A 17,407-nucleotide genomic window follows, 5' to 3' on the forward strand; every position below is an offset into this window, starting at 1 on the left:
CTTCCGATCAGCCATTTTATGTTTGCACAGGAGTCATGCAACGGACAGCCATGAGTGCTTGGAGTTTCAACATATTTACGCTTTAGAAAAATTTTCTTCAAGACGTTCTATACTAAGCAAAAGCCAAGCTACTGCGTCTAGCAGCTAGCTTGGCTTTATTGTTACGAGTTAATGTTTTAAAGCTGGAAAATGCGGTATCACTTCTTCACCTAGTTCTTGTATAACTTCCTTCGCTGGTCTTTCACTATCAAAAAGCGCAAAGAACAAGTGATTTACTCCAGATTTTTTATACACTTGCAACAGCTCGATCAATGGATTGCGGCCAATTCTAAATCCTAATCGAATCGGTTTCGGAGCTTCATTAGGATCTTCTGCTAGATCAAGATGCATCGGCTGAGTGAATGGTTTGAACGTATCAGGATGATAACCCTCTACTAATTCTCTCCATCTCTTGATCGTTACTTCTTGATATTTTGGACTGCGAGGATAGTACATCCACCCATCTCCATGCTCTGCAAACCACTCCATTTCCTGTTGTGCATAGCCTGTAATAAATGTTGGAATTCGTTTTGTTGGCTTAGGTACAAGGTTCGATCCTTGCACAATTCCTCGAGATGAACGGATACTAGGATACTCTTTGTATAGCACCTCGTTAAGATATTGAAAAGCCTCCACAAACGCTTCCCCTCTTGTTTCGTGCGATACTCCCAATGCTGAGAAATCAGCACGCCTGTCACCTGAAGATACACCGAGTAATACACGTTCTGGGAACAATTGATCCAATGTTGCGATCTCTTTTGCAACACGCAACGGATGCCTTAACGGTAAGACTGCAGCTGCTGTTCCTAGAGCGATTTCCTTCGTCTGACTTGCTAAATAAGTCATATAGATCATCATATCGTAAATCTGTCCTACCGCTGGATCTCCAAAATTCGGATCTTCCAAAAGAACATCACGAAACCATAAACTTGTAAAACCTAATTGTTCAGCTAACTGCGACATTTCAACTTGTTGTTCCATCGTCGGTGTGGCAAATCTATAATTCTCAAGAGGTATGTGTAGTCCAAGTGTTAATTCACCCTCTTTATACATTCGATTATAAGAACGATGATACTTGAATGGATTCATTGTTTGTCGTGCCCTCCTATAAAAAAATGTCCTTTATGATTGCAATCATACGCTCTTTAACCAAAATTAAAAGTACGCACTTTCAAGTAAGGTAGGCACTTTCAGGTAACATTTGTTTAAATAAACACACTCATAGCAAAAAAAACCGACAGCAAAAAGGTCTGTAAAAACCTTTTCGTGTCAGCTTTCTTAAACATTCTAGTTATTTTGTTTCCATTCTTCAGCCAATAGACCATATATCACATGATCAACATAATGATCATAAAGCCATTCCGCCTGTCGAATCTTGCCCTCTTCCTGAAATCCTAGCTTTTCAGGAATCGCACGGCTTTTTTTATTTTTTTCAGCTACTCGTATTTCAATTCGATTAAGATCGAGTTCATGGAAGCCATATTTTATATAAGCTTTACACGCTCTCATCATAATTCCTTTTCCTTGAAATTCTTGACCGAGCCAATATCCCATAACACCGATCTTATGTAACCTACTAATTTCGTTAAACCCAATAATTCCAGCGATTTTTCCTTTGTAGATGATTGCTGTAGTCTTTGGATAGCCCCCTGTTTCTTTTACTCCGTTTAAGGTTGCTTCTATAAAGGCTAAGGAGTCCTCTTCTTCATTTGTATAATCTAACCAGCCTAACCATTCTTTCAAATATTCTTTAGATTGTATGGTTAGTTGGAAGAACTCTGTTGCATCTTTTTCATTAAACAATCGAAGAGATAGCTCTTCGTCAATTTTATAGACAAACATAACCTCTGACCCCTTTTTTCCTAATTTTAGCACAAATTGCTCGGGTTAGAGATAAAAAGAACTATCTATATAATTCGATTCATTCAGAATTATTAATTCTAAATATATTGAATTATAAATTTCATTGTTTTAGAATAAAACTAGAATACATTACTTTTTGGAGGTAACTATGAAAAATATACATTCTCCTCACTCTCAGGAAACTGTTAATTTATCTATCGAAAGTTCACCGATATGGGAGCTAGCTTTAGGAATTGCGGGTTATACATATGCGAAGTTGCGTCACACATTTGAGCAAGATGAACAGTGGACGAATCGAAAGTCCTTAATGACTGTATCCTTGGAGAACAATTTAGATAAAATCGAGCAGACAAATTTGTGGTATGGAATGATCATGCTGCAGAACAAGGTTTCAGCTTCTTCAATTGGAGAATTTTCAGTCAAGGTTTCTGAATTACCATCTACCGTTTTCTATGAAACACTTTTACCTTATAAAAATCGTTCATATGAGTCGCACAGAACTGAGACAGCGAAATGTTATGAACAGCCTGATGCTTTCTATCAATATGCGTCTCTATTTAAAGGACACGACTATTTAGAGGGATATGTACGAACGCTTGGGAGTATTAGCCGCGATGAACTGCACTCCTTGCTAACTGATACACTTTCGGAATGGTACAACTGGCTCAGCCAAAATACGGATTGGGAAAAATGGATGCAAGCTCTCTCATTTGAAAAAAAACAGCATGGTCTTCTTGATAACCAAAAACCATTAGAAGAAATTGAACGTGTTACAAGAGGCGCAAAATACGTACCAGAACCTTCCGTTTGGAACATAAAACTCATTCCACATGTCTCGTACAGACCATGGATTTTGGAACAGAAAACAACAGATACAAAGCTGATCTTCTATCCATTAACTGATGAAGCATTATTAGAGCCCGGTTCTCCTCCAAACGAGCTTGTACGAGGTCATAAGGCACTAGGTGACGAGCTGCGATTAAAGGTATTGTATCAACTAATGAGAGGGCCACTCTCTCTTCAAGAATTAACCATTCAGTTCAACGTATCAAAAACAACTCTACATCACCAGCTTTCACTTTTAAAAGCTGCTAAATTTGTTAAAGTTGACAAAGGTATTTATTCAGCTAACACACACCATATTCATTCGTTCTCCAACCAACTTCAGCACTATTTAGGAGAAAAGACGAATGAAGAATAAGTCATTATCCAGACCATTTAAAGCTCTCTGGATCGGAGAAATCATATCCGAATTCGGAGGTGCTGCCGGTGGAATCATAAACGGGCTTCTATTGTTTGAGATAACAGGTTCAAAAGAGTGGATGGGAGCACTTTGGCTAGTTTACTTTCTTCCTTCTTTAATTCTGCAAGGAATTAGTGCTCCGTTCTTAAATCACGTTATCAAAGAACGAATGCTTAAAAATATTCAACGGATCCGCTCATTTGCTTATATCCTTCCTTTGATCGGATACGTAAGTGGTACAGAAATGGGCACGATAGCTGGATTAGTAGTATTGCAATGTGTGTTGGGACTTTTGCAGCCAATCTACGCTAGTCTTTCGTTCTCCTTACTACCCGACCTTTGTGAAGAAAAAGAATTAGTCTCAGCTAACAGCATACTCGACGGAACTATGCGCCTCATGAGTTTTATCGCACCAGGCGTTACATCCTTACTTCTTTTAGTCAGTCCTCTATATATCATCTATGGATTATCCAGTCTTATGTTCTTACTTAGCTCAATATCGCTTTCTCAAATTCCTCAAATAAGCACAAAAAGAGTAGCGACATGGTCAAAAAAGTTCTGGTGGCAAGAAACAAAAGCTGGGTATCAAACTTTCATTAAATTTCCACAGCTATTAAGACTTACTCTATTATCATCTTCTGTGCAGTTTGCAGTGGGAGCTACTTTGGTATTAAACGTGCCTTTTATAAGAGGAGAATTATCCGGAGAAGCTTGGGAATATGCCATTTTCGCGGGAATGTTTCCGATCGGATATGCGCTTGGCATGCTACTTCTTACAAAGTTACCTAAGAACAACAAAACCATGTACGTTGGTCTTTTAGGCGGTGGATTGTCTTTCATCGCGTTATACTTTGCACCTACTATTTATATTGCATGGGGATGCGAGCTTTTAGGAGGAATCTTATTCCCTATGTTCAATGCGCAAAGCTCTGCTCTATTTCAACAGAAAGCCCCTAGAGAACGCTTAACACAATTAAGCGCGGTAAGGTTACTTTTTCTCCGTATAACCATGCCACTCGGAATTTTATTTGCTTCTTCCAGTTTCTTAGGAATGAGTACGCGCATGACTTACCTTCTTATTGGAGTGATTATTGCCGTTCCAGGTATATATTACTTAATACGTACCCGTTTGCAGATTGACGATAATGCTATAGAGGATCAAGTAAAAAGAACAAGTTAAATGACAAAGGCTGCCTAAAAATTAAGAACACTTAATTTTGGGCAGCCCATTCTTTACTTTTGGTGTGAACTAGTTTTACTTCCTTTTTCAAGACATATGACCTAAGGAATTAATACAATCTTTCCTAACTTTCCAGCTTTCTTAAAATACGTTTGAGCTTCTCTCGCCTCTTGGAGAGGAAACGTTCGATCTATAACTGGCACGATCTTGCCTTGGGAAATCGCTTGAAGCATTCGAACAAATTCAGTCCTTGTTCCTAAGACAGAACCATAAAGTGTTATGTGTTTTAAATATAAGGTTCTAAAATCAAGTTCTGTTTTCTGTCCACCGGCAGATCCTGAAATACAGAACTTGCCTCCATTTTTTAATGCTTGGAGAGAAATAGAAAACAACGCGTCCCCAACTACATCTAATACAGAGTCAATTGGACCCCCGTTTATTTGTTGAATTTCATTTGCAAGGTCACTCGATTTGTATGACAAGACATGAGTTGCCCCGAGTTCTTTTAGTTTTCCCTCTAACGTTAGGTCACCTACTACTGCAATTACTTTAGCACCAAAAACTTTAGCAGCAATCTGTACATTCAGTGAGCCTACACCACCGTTGGCACCTGTTACAAGGATAGTCTCATTCGGTTGAATTTGTATCTGTTCAACCATGTGCCAAGCAGTTAAACCGCTAACTGAGAAAACTGCACTTTCTGTGAAACTTTGTAAAGGCATATCAAAACACAGTTCAGCTGGCCACACTACGTATTCAGCATATCCTCCGTCATACTCTGACCCTATAAAAGACATATCATCAGAAATATGTTCGCAGCCGTCTTCTCCAGTTGATGTAAAAGGGAACAGAACAACATCCTTTCCTATCATAGAAGTCGCAACCTGTTTACCTGTTTTCACAACTGTACCTGTAATATCGGATCCCGGAATTCTCGGAAATTGAACGCCTTCTGGACGCCATCCAGATTTGGAATCCTTCCCATATGCTCCTTCTCTCATCCAAATTTCAGTATTATTGATGCCACAAGCCTTTACCTGTACCAATACTTCATTTTCTCCTGGCTCTGGAATGTCTATTTCAACAACTTCTAATTTGTTTACATCCCCATAACCAGTCACTTGAACGGCTTTCAATAAAATCATTCCTTCTATCCTAAAATTTTTGCAGTTAACTTCTCCATCCTTTATAGTAACCTAAAAATTATGGAGTAAAACCTTTGCCAATCAGTATTAAGATTCAGCAAACCTCTTTGATATTTCCCCTTAGCTTTTATTCTGTAAAACAGGTAAACTAATAAAAATAGAAATATGAGAGTGGTGATAACTTGGATATGAATATGAAAGTGTTATTGGAACAAAAAAGGAATGTTCATGTGCTTTATTCTTATAATGGAATGAAAGATTACACAGAAAAAATTCTGAATTTTATACAAGATGGTACTTCATTAGGAGAGTATGTTGTAGTTATTGAAAATGAGCGAATCTATCGAATGCTTAAACCAGAATTGGCCAACCGATTAAATTCCAATCAAATGAAGCTTGTTCATCATGTCAATAATTTTGACTTTTATTATTCAAGCGGCAGTTATCATCCGCCTGCAATTGTTGATTACTTCTTCAAAGTCGTTAAACCTTATGTAGAAAACAACAAGCCTTTCCGCTCATGGGCACATGTTGAATGGGGGACCATGGAAGATCCTTTTCATCTAATTGAAGATCTTGAGAAAATCGTAGATGGCGCAGTAAATGAGCTTGCATTCCCACTGATATGTGCGTATGAGGGTGATAAGATGCCAGAACATCTTCAAAAAAGCTTACTGAGAACACATCCTTATATACTTATAGATAAGGAATTCAATGTATCAGAACACTATACACTAAAAGCTAATAATAAATAAAACACTGCGATGTGCAGTGTTTTCAAATTTTAACTGGCCATACTCCCTTTTCCAGTACATACTCTCTATTTGAATTCTTTACAACATAATCAAAGTGCTGATGTTTGGGATGCATGAATACTTCATATTGAATTCTTCGTTCATCGTGTGAACGTAATAAATAATCAATGTTTGTCCCTCGTTCCGAAACATCACGAACCCCTCTCCTGTTTAATTCAGTATCACCATCTGTATATAGATAAATTTTAAGATCAAACAGTGTAGGATCACAAAATGCCACACTCATTCCCTCAACTATTGTTATTTGTTTTTCAGAGGAAACCAAGATACTATCTGTTAAATGAGTCCCAATCGTATATAGATCTAATTTATCTCTTATCATTTTTATGTCTCGCTCTAAAGACCAAATATGATGAGCAAGCGGATGACAGGCAGTCATTTTATAAGAATGGTTGTTATTGTGATACACGTAATCTATTATTGTGCGTTTTCTTAGCTCTGAACGGACGATATAAGGATCTGTGTTGATAGAATTTACTTTTTCTTGCCCAATCGTTTGTATAAGTTTAGTAGCAAATGTTGTTTTTCCTGCAGCACCATGTCCAGAGATTCCTATTATCAATGGATGACCTGCTTTTTTTATACCCGTACTTATTTCTTGTAAAATGTTTTCCATGACTTTTTTGTACTCCTAATTTTTTCTGCAAGAATGCCCTCTAGCAGTATGCAAATCTTTTCTTCATTAAAATAGCTTTCTACAAGTGGATACTTTCATATTTCCTTACTTCCTATCTGTATTTTTAATCCATTTTTTTCACTAATTATGCGTCTTTTCTTTCTTTCGTCGTGTAACATATTGTTCTATGGCAGAAACCACACTTCCGATTATATATAGAGCACCGTTTGCAATAAGGACTATAGCTATAATCGCTCCTGCTATTCCTGCTCCGAACCCGTCGCTACCTTCCCGATGAGCTTCATCTAATAGATAAGATCCTACCCCCATAGCAAGCAGTGGTCCTAAAAAGCAAATGAGGATACCTGAAACCCAATAAGGCAGTCTGAACTTTTCTTTCAAAGTATATGGAAAGTAGTTAAACACAAAAAGACTTAGAGTCAATACAATTCCGAACACAGCACCTGAATTCATAAGCTCCTCCTTGATGGAATATAATGGTACAATAATACATATGTTACTCGTAAAATAAATATATGAATGGGAGTGCTAAGTTGTATGAATAAAACATTGCTCTCACTAATTTTCGGAGCAATCATCGGAAGTGTTCTTTCTTATTTTCTATTAGACTATGAAAACCAAACAATGGAATTACTAAACTATTATGGTGAAGAATCTAAAATCGTTCATGAATTAGATTTTAATTATATTTCTAACACTGCAGCCTTCATTATAGTAGCTTCTCTTACCGTATTCTTAACGATTTCGTTGATTGAAAGAAAAAATAATAGGTGATTATACTCAACATTATGTAAGATAGTCTAAAGGATTTACAACACTAAACGAGTTACTCTCTTTTAAAAATTGAGTAACTAGATGTACATGAGCCGCACCGATAATTAATAAGGTACGATCTGATGTCGATGTAATCTGAGTTAAATTGTAATAAAGAATTAGATTTCGTTGATACCACCATCTGATCCAATCAATGCCAATGTATTCTTCGTTAGAGCCAATTCGTGCTATCGCCATATACATCTCATGCTGTTTCTCTATAAATGACTCATGATTTTGTGATCTGATAATATCATATACACTCTTTTTCCCTATTGACAGCTCATGATTTGAACGATAGTTTTCATTTATATAACGAAAGTACTCAGGTTGATTCTTTTCTGCCCACTCAAAAACCTGACCCAATCCTCTATTCCCTATTGTATCCATCCAATCCACTGCATGAACTTTTTCATGATGAAGATCTGAAGCTATTCGAAACCCAAGCTGGTGAACTTCATCAACCTCTAGTTTCAGTTCACCTTCTCTGTATTGATGAAATTCGTGATTTAATTTGTCCTCTTCACTTTTCACCACCTCTAATGCAACCTTCGATGGCTTGAACTTCTTTAATTTCTTCACCACCTTATGAATTTCTTGTTGTCTAGAATCAGCTAATAAATCATCAAAGTCCATACGTTGAAGGTCTGGTGTGTATCTCATATGAAAAGTACCTACTATCATAATCAAGGGTTTCTCTTGTTTCATGCTCATCACATCAGCTCCAAATGATTATTTCTTATTCCTGAGCGTTGGCGAACCCAAGTTTCAGCTTTCTTTATGAAATCATCATCTTTCCAAGCAGTTATCGCATCTCGCTCACCCAGCATTTTGACTTGGTCTTGAAAGAACAGATGCGCTAAGTAATAGCCAAATCTACTGTAACCAAATTTCTTTCCACCATTTATGGAGAACCATTCAGAAAAGATCGTTTGAGAGGGCAATGAATTGTAATCATTTGCAAACGCAAGTAAGATTTCATCTTCATTTTTTTGAGCAAACTCAAGCCACTCACATCCATGATTATCAAAAGAAAAGTATACGGAGGGATGGAGTCCAGGTACAATTATTTGAGAAAAATGGGTTGCAGCGCCTTCTTGATTCAACCAAGTCATTGGACTGCTCCAATTCACTCTCTCCCAATTCATAATTGTTTTATCTGTCAAAATATTTTGTGTGGCATGCCCAAATTCGTGAGCTACGATGGTTTTTAAATGATGGCAGTCTGGAGACAACCTTTCCAACGCAAACGTTATATTAGGTATAATCTGTCTATGCGTGTAAGCATTAGAGCCATAACCACCAACGATTAGATTTACTTCAACAGGAAAAATTACACCATATGCTTCTTCATAAGCTTGAACAACTTCCTGAATAATCGGCTTTATCATCTCGTGAACACGTTGTATAGACGACCAAGAGTCTTGATACTTTTCAATTGATGAATTATGTCTTTCCTCTGTATCTTTGCAGTGATAAGAAAAATATTCATGAAAGATATATGGATTCCTCTTATAATATTCTTTTAAAAATGAAATAGACGGTTGATAGTTTTCTAGAAAAAATGGAACAGTATCAATAATTTGCATTGTGATCCCTCTTTTTTATCCTTCTTGCTATCACAATTCAATAAAATCCAAAAAATCCCTTTAAATCAAAAAAACTGCCCTAGTGGACAGCTATTAGTCTCTTTTTTTACTTGATCAGCTTCTCCATTCGAATATCCGCCCACATTCGATCTTTATAATACGTGAACGCCTCTACTCTTCCAATTTCTGAGTAACCCAGTTTTTGATAAAGTTTTTGTGCGGGGTAGTTAAATTCAAAGACACCAAGCTCAATGCGTTTTAATCCATTACTTTTAATTTCACCTTCTAAGAACGACAAAGCTTGAAAGCCGATTCCTTTGCCTCTTCCGATTGATTCACCTATTGTAATACCAAGCCATGCCGTTCCTTCTGTTCTATTAAAGAGATGAGGGGGATCGACCATATAGTTCATCTCACCTACTAATTGATCATCTACAAAAATCAAATAAATCGCGTGAAACTCTAAACGTTGATATAAGTCTTCTATCGTGATGATCCGTTTACTTTCGAGTTCTACTCTATCTTTATTCGGCCGTGTTAATGGAACCAGCTTCGTGTCGTTTTCCCAGCGGTTTAAAGCTTCTACTACATTTTCTTCAGGTTTTAACATCTTTCTAAAGTGAATGTTCATTTCATTACAGCCTCCATATCTTTATCTATGAACCTGCATGATTGTATATCGAGCGACCATAATCCTGAATTTAAGATAACATCTGAGTGAACAACCTCAAGCCTCTTTCGAAAGATTGGTCCGTCTACAACAAATGTATGATACTCTCCATGTTCACCCATTGAGCAGCTCTTTGTTGCTTCAATATCCTCACAAAAACTTGCATTCAACACGCGACCTGTCCAAGAGGAGTCCAAGATATCTGCTGAAGCTCGACAAACAATTGACTGGAAACCTAATGAAATAAATTCTTCCAATAGTTCAGATGCTTGTTCTTCTAAAATCCATACTGGAAAAAGAGCTTCTAGTCCTGCTTTTTCCGCAACCTGTTTATTCCATTTGCGATCTTCTTCCATATACAAACTGCCGAATGCAATCGCATCTAACCCATGCTGTTCTTTTATAGAAGTCAAAGACGCAATCAAAGAAGCTTCATACTCGCCAGCTGAATTCACCATAATTAACGGAATGTCGATCGCATCAACTTGTAGTTGTAAGATATCTAGTGGAATACCATGGGCATGATTCCGTGCATCCTCTTCAGAAACCATGGATAGTAAACAAACAACTTCATGTTTTTCTTGAAGCAATCGATATAATGCTAAGCAGCTATCTTTCCCGCCACTCCAGCAAACGGCTACTTTCTTCATGTAACAATCCTCTCTTTCTGATTTCCAACTAGTCTTCAATATATTCGATCAGATCGCCTGGCTGACATTCTAGTACTTTACACAATGCATCAAGTGTTGAAAAACGAATCGCTTTCCCCTTTTCATTTTTAAGTACAGAAAGATTAGCAGGGGTGATATCAACCAGTTCGGATAATCGGTTTAATGACATTTTACGCTGTGCCATCATAACATCTAATTTTATTCTAATCATTGCGCAATCCCTACTCCACCTTTAGATTGTGTGTTTATTTTCTTCCACTGCTTCTACGGCTACCTTTAGCGCAGAGGCTAGGATCATGACGAAAATGCCTGTGAAAAACGTATCAACATAAGCTAATCCTGTATACGTTACAGCAGCGTTTGTTACATCAATTTCCTTGAGTGCTTTTGTCATTAAGAGCTCGTCCATAAAGGTGAAAGCTGATCCTAGTACAAGAATGGTGATACCCATCTTGAATAAAATCTTTACGTTCTCCATCATAAATAGGCTTTCCTGATGTAAATGCTGTAACAAATTTCTCATAAGTCGAAGGAAAATTAATATGAACACAAACATAATGATTGAGGCCGCGAGTGAAAGGATGATGAATTCTTCATCCTTATAAAGTAAAGGTTGAGTATCAAAAACTAACGTTAAGTTGCTGTAAACAGGCTCAAATGTACCGAAAGACTTTGCTAAATCTCCTGTTGGGCTCATTAAATAGGACAAGTGATACACCAAATTAAAGATACTAAGACAACCAATCACATAAAACAGAACAGAGCATAATTTTGCTCCATATTTATAAAACATTTCCCACTTCATCTTTCTTCTCCTCAGCTCGATTTTTATAAATTAATCATACCATATAAAATGCACAGAATCTCTTTAATCATTACTTTTTTATCGTAAAACAATAAATATTTGTTGAATTATATAAAATACGCTGTTATAGTTATGTCGTCGACACATTTGTTAGGTACTGGTAATTATGTAGATAAAGGGGATTGTGAAAATGTTGGTTAAACAGAGAATTAACATCATCGATGGTATAAGGGGATTTAGCTTATTAGGAATTCTTTTGGCAAATCTACTCATTTTTCAGTTTGGAATCTTTGGGAAGGACGAAATTCACTATTACAAGTTATCAACAGCTGATACATATGCTTACTACTTTACAAAAGTGGTGATTGAAGGCGCATTTCTTCCTATCTTCATGTTCATTTTTGGGTACTCGCTTATTCTTATGCGTAACAAGTTAAAGGAAAGAAACAAACGTGTAAAGTGGCATCTGTTCAGAAGATTTGCTTTACTTATGACTCTTGGGATCTTGCATAGCACGTATTTATGGGAAGGAGATATTCTTTTTGTATATGGGCTTATGGGCTTGCTACTTTTAGTCATGGTAAATCGCAAACCAAAGACACTATTGATTTGGGCTACTCTACTATTCTCTCTTCTCTTCATTGGTTCCCTGTTTGAGGCAGAAGAAATTAAAATGATCCGTGCTGACAAGATAGATTTATATATGCAACAGACACAGAAAATCTATGGATCAGGAACGTACTCAGAAATAAGAGCACACAGTCTTGATGACAAAATGCTTGATATGAGTGGTGGTGAAGCAGCCTTCATGTTATTTTTAACTCCTTTTGTTCTTAGTCCGATGTTTCTAATTGGTATGTATGCAGCACATAGAAAATGGCTACAAAACACGTCTTCTAAGATCAAACAGTTCACAATCCTAAGTGGTTTATTAATACCAATCGGACTCTTACTAAAAGCTACCCCTCTACTCAGCAAGCAGTGGGATTATCGTTTAGACATGAGTATGATCGGAGGAAGTATGCTTGCGATCGGTTATATCAGTCTGTTCGTTTACATGTACAACCACCAGAAGTTCAAAGGTTTCTTAAGTGGTTTTGAAAGTATGGGAAAACTATCATTAACAAATTACCTCATGCAATCTATAATTTGTACATTTCTATTTTACGGCTATGGTTTAGGTTGGTTTGGTGATCTTGGTGTAATTCTGGCTACTGTAGTAGGTTTTATTATCTTTGGAACTCAAGCATTCCTTAGTTCCGTTTATTTAAAACATCTGCCCATCGGTCCCGTTGAATATCTTGTACGCTTGGTCGTCTACTTAAAGATACCTAAGTTCAAAAAACATACTTCTTTAGAGGATGATTATAGAAAAGCGATATAAATAAAGATAGCTGTCTACACAGAGACAGCTATCTTTTGTTTCATGATTATTTCTCATCTAGTCGATCCGCTATTCTTTTTAGTGATTGATTCATTCGATACAGCATGACCAATACAAAGGTTCCTACAGCTATTGGAAAAATAAAAGTAAATAAGCCCATAAACGCTAGCCCAGATGCTCCACCCATACACTCACCACCTCATTCAAGTTTTAAAATTAAATAGGACCTTTTTCAAAATATCTTCTTCCCAATTCTGGTCATACGTAATTTCAACAACTTCACATAACTCTTTATGCAACTTTTGAAATTGAGGTAAGATGTTTATTAAGACTCGTAACATGTCCTCTTCGTTTGAATTGTGGCGCCATTCAGATAGAAGCATGCGCTGCCAGTCAGCTAACGGACTCCTCATTCCTTCAACCTTAGACCAATCAGCAAAGTTATTTGGCTGTAGACCTGCCATCATATACCATCCAGAAACCATAGAATAGATTCCGTTTTCTAAACATTGTTTTGCGTATGAGAGTTCACCCCGCATGACTCGCCTATAGAACTCATGAACGTATGCGAAGAATTTAGTACGCCAAATCTCTACTTCTTCTATCGTTGGTGAGTAGGATAGCTGAAGTGATTGTTGCTTTATTGAGTTTACATGACCTTCAGGATCGTAAACTATTTTTAAATGCTGCATCCATATAGAAGGCTGAAGATCTTTTTTCTTGTAATAGAAAGTATCCACTTTAATAAAGAAGTCATAATGAGCGATAGAATAGTTTGTCCAAGGAAAATCTTCATAGAAAAGAACTTGCCCCCAATTTGCCGCTCTTTTCTTTTTATTCTCTCGAAACTTCTCAAAAACGGCGTCTCGCACGACAACACGAAGATCAATATCTGAATAGAGATCTGTGCTTTCTTTTCCGATCGACCCGCCATAAAAAACGGCTAAAACATTTTTATCTGCCACTAGGTCTTGTTCTATAGTTCTCATTAATTTTTTCCGCTGTAACGGCAGTTCTCCATCCCTCTTCTGATAAAAATTCCGTAAAGCTTCAAATCCCACTCATCGAAAACCAGCTCCCTATTATCATCTTCATTTCATATTCCTCTTAAAGGAGGATGGTACCTTCTAATTAGATAAAAAAGGTTTTTCAAATAAACATTAGAAATGGTTAATTGTTAAAAAAAATCCAACCTTAATTAAAATGGATCGTCTTTAGTTAAATGACTTTTTTATGAGGGATGCAGATGAAACAAAAACCATTACAGAATCAAATATATGATTACCGTGAAGAAGAATTACAACGCATTATAAAGCAGTATGGCGAAAGCATCTTACGACTTTGTTATTCCTATACTAAAGATCAAGCAAAGTCTGAGGACATTCTTCAAGATACGATGTTAACGGTTTACTTACAGATGGACGATTTACGTGAGAAACAAGCGATTAAAAGCTGGATCTATCGAATTGCTATAAACAAATGCAAAGATTATTTAAAGAGCTGGCATTACAAACAATTGAAGCTTTCTCATATTCTATCTTTCACAGCCTCTAATGAAAAATCGATAGAGTTGAAGTTAATTATCCAAGATGAATCAGAGCAACTCGTTCAAGAGATTATGAAGCTTAAGCCTAAGTATAGAGAAGTTATCCTCTTATTTTATTATGAAGAACTAACGCTGCAAGAAATTGAACAAGTTCTTAAATTAAAGTCTACAACGGTCAAATCAAGACTCTATCAAGCCCGACAACTTCTTAAAAGTAGATTAGAAAAATGGGGGGAATCTACATTTGGAAGATAAACTACAAAATCTAAAAAAACATATGGATCAGCGCGTATATAGACATATTAAGCTCACCTCGCAAATGGAAAAAAGGATTTTACTAAGTATTAAAGAGAAAAAAAATGTTAAACCCTCGTTCTTTTTTGCTAAAGACCTTATGATTACGGCGCTAGTCCTACTTATCATGACAACTACCATACCATTTCTCGTTTCAAAAACAGGAAATAATTCGTCAACAAGTTATTTGTCCATTCCGTTTTTAACAAAAGCGGAAAATTTGGCTAAACAAAAAGGATTTACCGATGAAATTTATAACCTTCAACAAAGTGAAAAGTCCTTCTCCATGGAAGTGATGATTTCAGACCACGGTGAAATAACTGATTACAAGAAGGATGTAGAAGAGGTGTTAACAACATACTCAAGACTCTATCAAGAGCTTTACCCACAACGAAAAAACATATGGGATATAAAAAATGTGACTGTATACCTTTCAATTTATAGAGAAAACCCAGCTGCTTATGATAACGGGAATGCAAATAACTACATACTGATTGCACACAAACCTGCAGGATCAATCGGTATTGAATGGAGCATGCCTGAAGATGAATAAAGTAATTAACTGGGTCAAACATTCATTATCCACATGTATTCAACTATTATTGTCATTAGCAGGGATTATAGCATTAGGTGCTACACCGGCTCTTTTTAATGGACTTTCGTTAAATATCACACAATATTTCCAAGCATTCGGTAACCTAGTTGCAAGTTTACTTGAACCTTCTACTTTAACGTATTCCTATTATAAAGTTGTACGTCCGTTATTTCCTGAAATCTTAATCAGATACAAAGAATCTATAACTATATTTGCTAGCTCATTTATCTTCTCATTAGTACTAGCGGTACTTATCGTTTATTGTCTTACCTGTCTTAATCCTAGAATTGTAAACAAAGTTAAGCAGAGTCTTGTGTACCTTGAAGCTTTACCAGATATTTTAATCATTATGATCTTACAGTTGTCTATCGTTTGGTTGTTTAAAAAAACCGGAATACTCGTTGTGGAAGTTGCAGCGGCTGGCGATCAAAAGATAAGAGCACTTCCAATCATCTGTTTAAGTATTCCTACAACCATAATGTTTACGAAAATTTTACTTTTTCATACAGAAGAAGAGTATGAAAAGCCATATGTATCACTTGCAAGTGGCAAAGGTTTAAGTCATTTCACTGTATTTTTCAAACATGTGTTAAGAAACGTCTTACTCCGCTTCTTCTTTTTTACAAAAACCAACATTTGGTTTATGTTATCCAACCTTTATATTATTGAATATTTTTTTAACTCTATTGGGATATTCATTTTTGTAAAAGACTATAACAGTATCGAAACTTTTACAGTAGCATTATTACTCATCTATGTACCCATTTTTATTTATTTCCAGCTGTTCAGACTATTCAATTCACATCTGCTAAAAGAGGTCATCTAATATGTGGTATTGTTTCATACGCCAAAAAAGAGCTGTAATTGCTCTTCTGTTTTTAATAACTCTTGTAGTATTAAGTATTGGAAATTCAGTTTTCTATGATGGCGAAATCAGGCGTGTATCCTTACTTTTTGATGAAAATGGCACAGTGAGTGCTGCCCCATTTGCACCGTCAGCTGAATTCTTATTAGGAACGGATCGTAAAGGGTATGATTTGCTTCATCTCATCATTGAAGGCGCAAAGTGGACAATAGGGGCTGGGCTACTTATCACTTTCATGCGTATTTTTATTGGCTTATTACTAGCGATAACCCTTGCTAAATTTAACAAACCACTTTTCAGAAGCTTTGAATCTTTTTTTGATAGTTTTTCAGTTATTCCAATGACTATGATTTCCTATTTCCTCTTGCAACACGTCCTAACGTTTAGTAACGGTACTACACCAGAACCCTTTTATCTAAGGGTTGGCTTTCAGATGATGATCTTAATCATATTCGCCGTTCCGACAATTACGTTTTATTTAGGAAATGAAATAAAATTATTACTCAATGAAGAATTTGTTCGTTCTGCAAAAATATTAGGTGGCCGTTATCCTCATCTTTTAAGAAAACATATTGCCCCTCACCTCAATCCCATACTTATCATCTTGTTTCTGCAGCAATTCATTCAAGTTCTTGTCATCTTAATACACTTAGGAGTACTACAAGTATTTTTTGGTGGAACCATTGTCTTTCATGGGGGAGATATTGATTCTGTTACTCATGAATGGACGGGTTTACTAGGGATGTATTATCCATCGTTTATGTCGCATCCTTGGATTCCACTTGTCCCCATTCTTTTTTTCACATTAACCATAATCGCATGTACATTTATACTTTCCGGACTAGAGAGGGCTTACCTTTTTTCTAAACAAAAAAGCTTTAGAGATCATACAAAGCCCATTGATGTAATCCCCGTTGCGTCATCTTTTTCATTTGTTAAAGAGACGAAAAAAGCTCATTTCCCCTAAGGGGTAATGAGCTTACTTGCATTTTAGAATCCGTTGTTATTTGAGAAAGAAAAACTCCTAATTTCTGTTTAGATTCGTACGTTTTTGTGCCTGCCAAACGTGGATCATACTAGGGACCCCAACGCTCATACTCACGATGAAACTCCACATCACGAAGCGCCATTCACCGGAATAAATAGCGATTATTATAAAAAACAACAGCTGTCCTATAAGAGCAAATAACGCAGCAATCCAAGCTAGTGTAAGGTTTTCCTTCATTTCATCTCTCCTAGTGGAAAATGATTTA

General features: G+C 36.5%; 23 protein-coding genes. 9 read left to right on the plus strand and 14 right to left on the minus strand.

All coding sequences use genetic code 11. The features are described from left to right. Positions 1–168: 168 nt before the first annotated feature. A complete protein-coding gene (locus IHV12_RS08185) occupies positions 169–1,128 on the minus strand; it encodes an LLM class oxidoreductase (RefSeq protein ID WP_197190530.1) in 960 nt (319 codons plus the stop codon). Between the two features lie 198 nt (positions 1,129–1,326). After that, the gene (locus tag IHV12_RS08190) at positions 1,327–1,881 is read right to left on the minus strand and encodes a GNAT family N-acetyltransferase (RefSeq protein WP_197190531.1); all 555 of its coding nucleotides are present in this window, start codon (positions 1,879–1,881) and stop codon (positions 1,327–1,329) included. 169 nt (positions 1,882–2,050) lie between these two features. Between IHV12_RS08190 and IHV12_RS08195 the strand changes: the two genes are divergently transcribed. Both IHV12_RS08195 and IHV12_RS08200 read left to right on the plus strand, forming a co-directional pair. Continuing rightward, positions 2,051–3,103 (plus strand): ArsR/SmtB family transcription factor, encoded by a 1,053-nt coding sequence (locus IHV12_RS08195; protein WP_197190532.1) that lies wholly within the window; start codon positions 2,051–2,053, stop codon positions 3,101–3,103. Next, positions 3,093–4,325 (plus strand): MFS transporter, encoded by a 1,233-nt coding sequence (locus IHV12_RS08200; protein ID WP_197190533.1) that lies wholly within the window; start codon positions 3,093–3,095, stop codon positions 4,323–4,325. The genes IHV12_RS08195 and IHV12_RS08200 overlap by 11 nt, the downstream gene beginning before the upstream one ends. A 101-nt stretch (positions 4,326–4,426) precedes the next feature. On the opposite strand, the gene IHV12_RS08205 is transcribed toward IHV12_RS08200, so the two are convergent. Next, on the minus strand, positions 4,427–5,461 hold the full coding sequence (locus IHV12_RS08205) for a zinc-binding dehydrogenase (protein WP_197127261.1): 1,035 nt from the start codon (positions 5,459–5,461) through the stop codon (positions 4,427–4,429). A gap of 197 nt (positions 5,462–5,658) precedes the next feature. On the opposite strand from IHV12_RS08205, the gene IHV12_RS08210 reads away from it, so the two are divergent. Continuing rightward, a complete protein-coding gene (locus tag IHV12_RS08210; protein WP_197190534.1) occupies positions 5,659–6,225 on the plus strand; it encodes an MEDS domain-containing protein in 567 nt (188 codons plus the stop codon). Between the two features lie 22 nt (positions 6,226–6,247). Here IHV12_RS08210 and IHV12_RS08215 read toward each other — a convergent pair whose 3' ends face one another. Next, complete coding sequence (locus IHV12_RS08215) at positions 6,248–6,901, minus strand: uridine kinase family protein (RefSeq protein WP_197190535.1); 654 nt, start codon at positions 6,899–6,901, stop codon at positions 6,248–6,250. Between the two features lie 141 nt (positions 6,902–7,042). Continuing rightward, the gene (locus tag IHV12_RS08220) at positions 7,043–7,375 is read right to left on the minus strand and encodes a hypothetical protein (RefSeq protein WP_197190536.1); all 333 of its coding nucleotides are present in this window, start codon (positions 7,373–7,375) and stop codon (positions 7,043–7,045) included. A gap of 84 nt (positions 7,376–7,459) precedes the next feature. On the opposite strand from IHV12_RS08220, the gene IHV12_RS08225 reads away from it, so the two are divergent. Next, positions 7,460–7,696, plus strand: coding sequence for a hypothetical protein (locus tag IHV12_RS08225; RefSeq protein WP_197127258.1), 237 nt, complete (start codon positions 7,460–7,462; stop codon positions 7,694–7,696). A gap of 12 nt (positions 7,697–7,708) precedes the next feature. On the opposite strand, the gene IHV12_RS08230 is transcribed toward IHV12_RS08225, so the two are convergent. The 6 genes from IHV12_RS08230 to IHV12_RS08255 form a co-directional block, all read right to left on the minus strand. Next, entirely contained in the window at positions 7,709–8,449 is a 741-nt protein-coding gene (locus IHV12_RS08230) for a DUF5694 domain-containing protein (protein WP_197190537.1), read from the minus strand. After that, positions 8,449–9,324: a hypothetical protein gene (locus IHV12_RS08235; RefSeq protein WP_197190538.1), complete on the minus strand. Its 876-nt coding sequence runs from the start codon at positions 9,322–9,324 to the stop codon at positions 8,449–8,451. The genes IHV12_RS08230 and IHV12_RS08235 overlap by 1 nt, the downstream gene beginning before the upstream one ends. A 106-nt stretch (positions 9,325–9,430) precedes the next feature. Continuing rightward, positions 9,431–9,955, minus strand: coding sequence for a GNAT family N-acetyltransferase (locus IHV12_RS08240; protein ID WP_197190539.1), 525 nt, complete (start codon positions 9,953–9,955; stop codon positions 9,431–9,433). Continuing rightward, positions 9,952–10,644, minus strand: coding sequence for a diphthine--ammonia ligase (locus IHV12_RS08245; RefSeq protein ID WP_197190540.1), 693 nt, complete (start codon positions 10,642–10,644; stop codon positions 9,952–9,954). The genes IHV12_RS08240 and IHV12_RS08245 overlap by 4 nt, the downstream gene beginning before the upstream one ends. A gap of 28 nt (positions 10,645–10,672) precedes the next feature. Beyond that, the gene (locus tag IHV12_RS08250) at positions 10,673–10,876 is read right to left on the minus strand and encodes a helix-turn-helix domain-containing protein (protein WP_066392329.1); all 204 of its coding nucleotides are present in this window, start codon (positions 10,874–10,876) and stop codon (positions 10,673–10,675) included. A gap of 21 nt (positions 10,877–10,897) precedes the next feature. Then, a complete protein-coding gene (locus tag IHV12_RS08255) occupies positions 10,898–11,470 on the minus strand; it encodes a DUF2975 domain-containing protein (protein ID WP_197127253.1) in 573 nt (190 codons plus the stop codon). Between the two features lie 190 nt (positions 11,471–11,660). Here IHV12_RS08255 and IHV12_RS08260 point away from each other — a divergent pair, with 190 nt between their 5' ends. Continuing rightward, positions 11,661–12,854, plus strand: coding sequence for a DUF418 domain-containing protein (locus tag IHV12_RS08260; RefSeq protein WP_197190541.1), 1,194 nt, complete (start codon positions 11,661–11,663; stop codon positions 12,852–12,854). Between the two features lie 46 nt (positions 12,855–12,900). Here the strand turns inward: IHV12_RS08260 and IHV12_RS08265 are convergent, their stop codons facing one another. Both IHV12_RS08265 and IHV12_RS08270 read right to left on the minus strand, forming a co-directional pair. Continuing rightward, positions 12,901–13,041 carry a hypothetical protein gene (locus IHV12_RS08265; protein WP_197127251.1) on the minus strand — a complete coding sequence of 47 codons (141 nt, stop codon included), beginning with the start codon at positions 13,039–13,041 and terminating at the stop codon, positions 12,901–12,903. 16 nt (positions 13,042–13,057) lie between these two features. Beyond that, complete coding sequence (locus tag IHV12_RS08270; RefSeq protein ID WP_197190542.1) at positions 13,058–13,843, minus strand: aminoglycoside 6-adenylyltransferase; 786 nt, start codon at positions 13,841–13,843, stop codon at positions 13,058–13,060. Between the two features lie 257 nt (positions 13,844–14,100). Between IHV12_RS08270 and IHV12_RS08275 the strand changes: the two genes are divergently transcribed. The 4 genes from IHV12_RS08275 to IHV12_RS08290 are packed head-to-tail and all read left to right on the plus strand — an operon-like array spanning position 14,101 to position 17,121. Next, positions 14,101–14,655 (plus strand): sigma-70 family RNA polymerase sigma factor, encoded by a 555-nt coding sequence (locus tag IHV12_RS08275; protein WP_197190543.1) that lies wholly within the window; start codon positions 14,101–14,103, stop codon positions 14,653–14,655. After that, on the plus strand, positions 14,645–15,247 hold the full coding sequence (locus IHV12_RS08280; protein WP_197190544.1) for a hypothetical protein: 603 nt from the start codon (positions 14,645–14,647) through the stop codon (positions 15,245–15,247). The genes IHV12_RS08275 and IHV12_RS08280 overlap by 11 nt, the downstream gene beginning before the upstream one ends. Then, on the plus strand, positions 15,240–16,115 hold the full coding sequence (locus IHV12_RS08285) for an ABC transporter permease subunit (RefSeq protein WP_197190545.1): 876 nt from the start codon (positions 15,240–15,242) through the stop codon (positions 16,113–16,115). Before IHV12_RS08280 ends, IHV12_RS08285 begins: the two co-directional genes overlap by 8 nt. A gap of 1 nt (position 16,116) precedes the next feature. Further along, complete coding sequence (locus tag IHV12_RS08290) at positions 16,117–17,121, plus strand: ABC transporter permease subunit (protein ID WP_197190546.1); 1,005 nt, start codon at positions 16,117–16,119, stop codon at positions 17,119–17,121. Between the two features lie 57 nt (positions 17,122–17,178). Here IHV12_RS08290 and IHV12_RS08295 read toward each other — a convergent pair whose 3' ends face one another. Then, positions 17,179–17,379, minus strand: a complete 201-nt coding sequence (locus IHV12_RS08295; RefSeq protein ID WP_197190547.1) for a hypothetical protein — start codon at positions 17,377–17,379, stop codon at positions 17,179–17,181. Positions 17,380–17,407 lie beyond the last annotated feature (28 nt).

The organism is Fictibacillus sp. 7GRE50 (assembly GCF_015903875.1).
Lineage (GTDB): Bacteria > Bacillota > Bacilli > Bacillales > Fictibacillaceae > Fictibacillus > Fictibacillus phosphorivorans.

What these genes read in the sequence shown, in the direction of transcription:
- IHV12_RS08235 (WP_197190538.1), bottom strand. Translation starts at nt 9,324, where the DNA reads ATGCAAATTATTGATACTGTTCCATTTTTTCTAGAAAACTATCAACCG.
- IHV12_RS08255 (WP_197127253.1), bottom strand. Translation starts at nt 11,470, where the DNA reads ATGAAGTGGGAAATGTTTTATAAATATGGAGCAAAATTATGCTCTGTT.
- IHV12_RS08225 (WP_197127258.1), top strand. Translation starts at nt 7,460, where the DNA reads ATGAATAAAACATTGCTCTCACTAATTTTCGGAGCAATCATCGGAAGT.
- IHV12_RS08250 (WP_066392329.1), bottom strand. Translation starts at nt 10,876, where the DNA reads ATGATTAGAATAAAATTAGATGTTATGATGGCACAGCGTAAAATGTCA.
- IHV12_RS08265 (WP_197127251.1), bottom strand. Translation starts at nt 13,041, where the DNA reads ATGGGTGGAGCATCTGGGCTAGCGTTTATGGGCTTATTTACTTTTATT.
- IHV12_RS08220 (WP_197190536.1), bottom strand. Translation starts at nt 7,375, where the DNA reads ATGAATTCAGGTGCTGTGTTCGGAATTGTATTGACTCTAAGTCTTTTT.
- IHV12_RS08245 (WP_197190540.1), bottom strand. Translation starts at nt 10,644, where the DNA reads ATGAAGAAAGTAGCCGTTTGCTGGAGTGGCGGGAAAGATAGCTGCTTA.
- IHV12_RS08185 (WP_197190530.1), bottom strand. Translation starts at nt 1,128, where the DNA reads ATGAATCCATTCAAGTATCATCGTTCTTATAATCGAATGTATAAAGAG.
- IHV12_RS08230 (WP_197190537.1), bottom strand. Translation starts at nt 8,449, where the DNA reads ATGAGCATGAAACAAGAGAAACCCTTGATTATGATAGTAGGTACTTTT.
- IHV12_RS08260 (WP_197190541.1), top strand. Translation starts at nt 11,661, where the DNA reads ATGTTGGTTAAACAGAGAATTAACATCATCGATGGTATAAGGGGATTT.
- IHV12_RS08285 (WP_197190545.1), top strand. Translation starts at nt 15,240, where the DNA reads ATGAATAAAGTAATTAACTGGGTCAAACATTCATTATCCACATGTATT.
- IHV12_RS08200 (WP_197190533.1), top strand. Translation starts at nt 3,093, where the DNA reads ATGAAGAATAAGTCATTATCCAGACCATTTAAAGCTCTCTGGATCGGA.
- IHV12_RS08190 (WP_197190531.1), bottom strand. Translation starts at nt 1,881, where the DNA reads ATGTTTGTCTATAAAATTGACGAAGAGCTATCTCTTCGATTGTTTAAT.
- IHV12_RS08275 (WP_197190543.1), top strand. Translation starts at nt 14,101, where the DNA reads ATGAAACAAAAACCATTACAGAATCAAATATATGATTACCGTGAAGAA.
- IHV12_RS08195 (WP_197190532.1), top strand. Translation starts at nt 2,051, where the DNA reads ATGAAAAATATACATTCTCCTCACTCTCAGGAAACTGTTAATTTATCT.
- IHV12_RS08215 (WP_197190535.1), bottom strand. Translation starts at nt 6,901, where the DNA reads ATGGAAAACATTTTACAAGAAATAAGTACGGGTATAAAAAAAGCAGGT.
- IHV12_RS08270 (WP_197190542.1), bottom strand. Translation starts at nt 13,843, where the DNA reads ATGAGAACTATAGAACAAGACCTAGTGGCAGATAAAAATGTTTTAGCC.
- IHV12_RS08290 (WP_197190546.1), top strand. Translation starts at nt 16,117, where the DNA reads ATGTGGTATTGTTTCATACGCCAAAAAAGAGCTGTAATTGCTCTTCTG.
- IHV12_RS08295 (WP_197190547.1), bottom strand. Translation starts at nt 17,379, where the DNA reads ATGAAGGAAAACCTTACACTAGCTTGGATTGCTGCGTTATTTGCTCTT.
- IHV12_RS08210 (WP_197190534.1), top strand. Translation starts at nt 5,659, where the DNA reads ATGAATATGAAAGTGTTATTGGAACAAAAAAGGAATGTTCATGTGCTT.
- IHV12_RS08240 (WP_197190539.1), bottom strand. Translation starts at nt 9,955, where the DNA reads ATGAACATTCACTTTAGAAAGATGTTAAAACCTGAAGAAAATGTAGTA.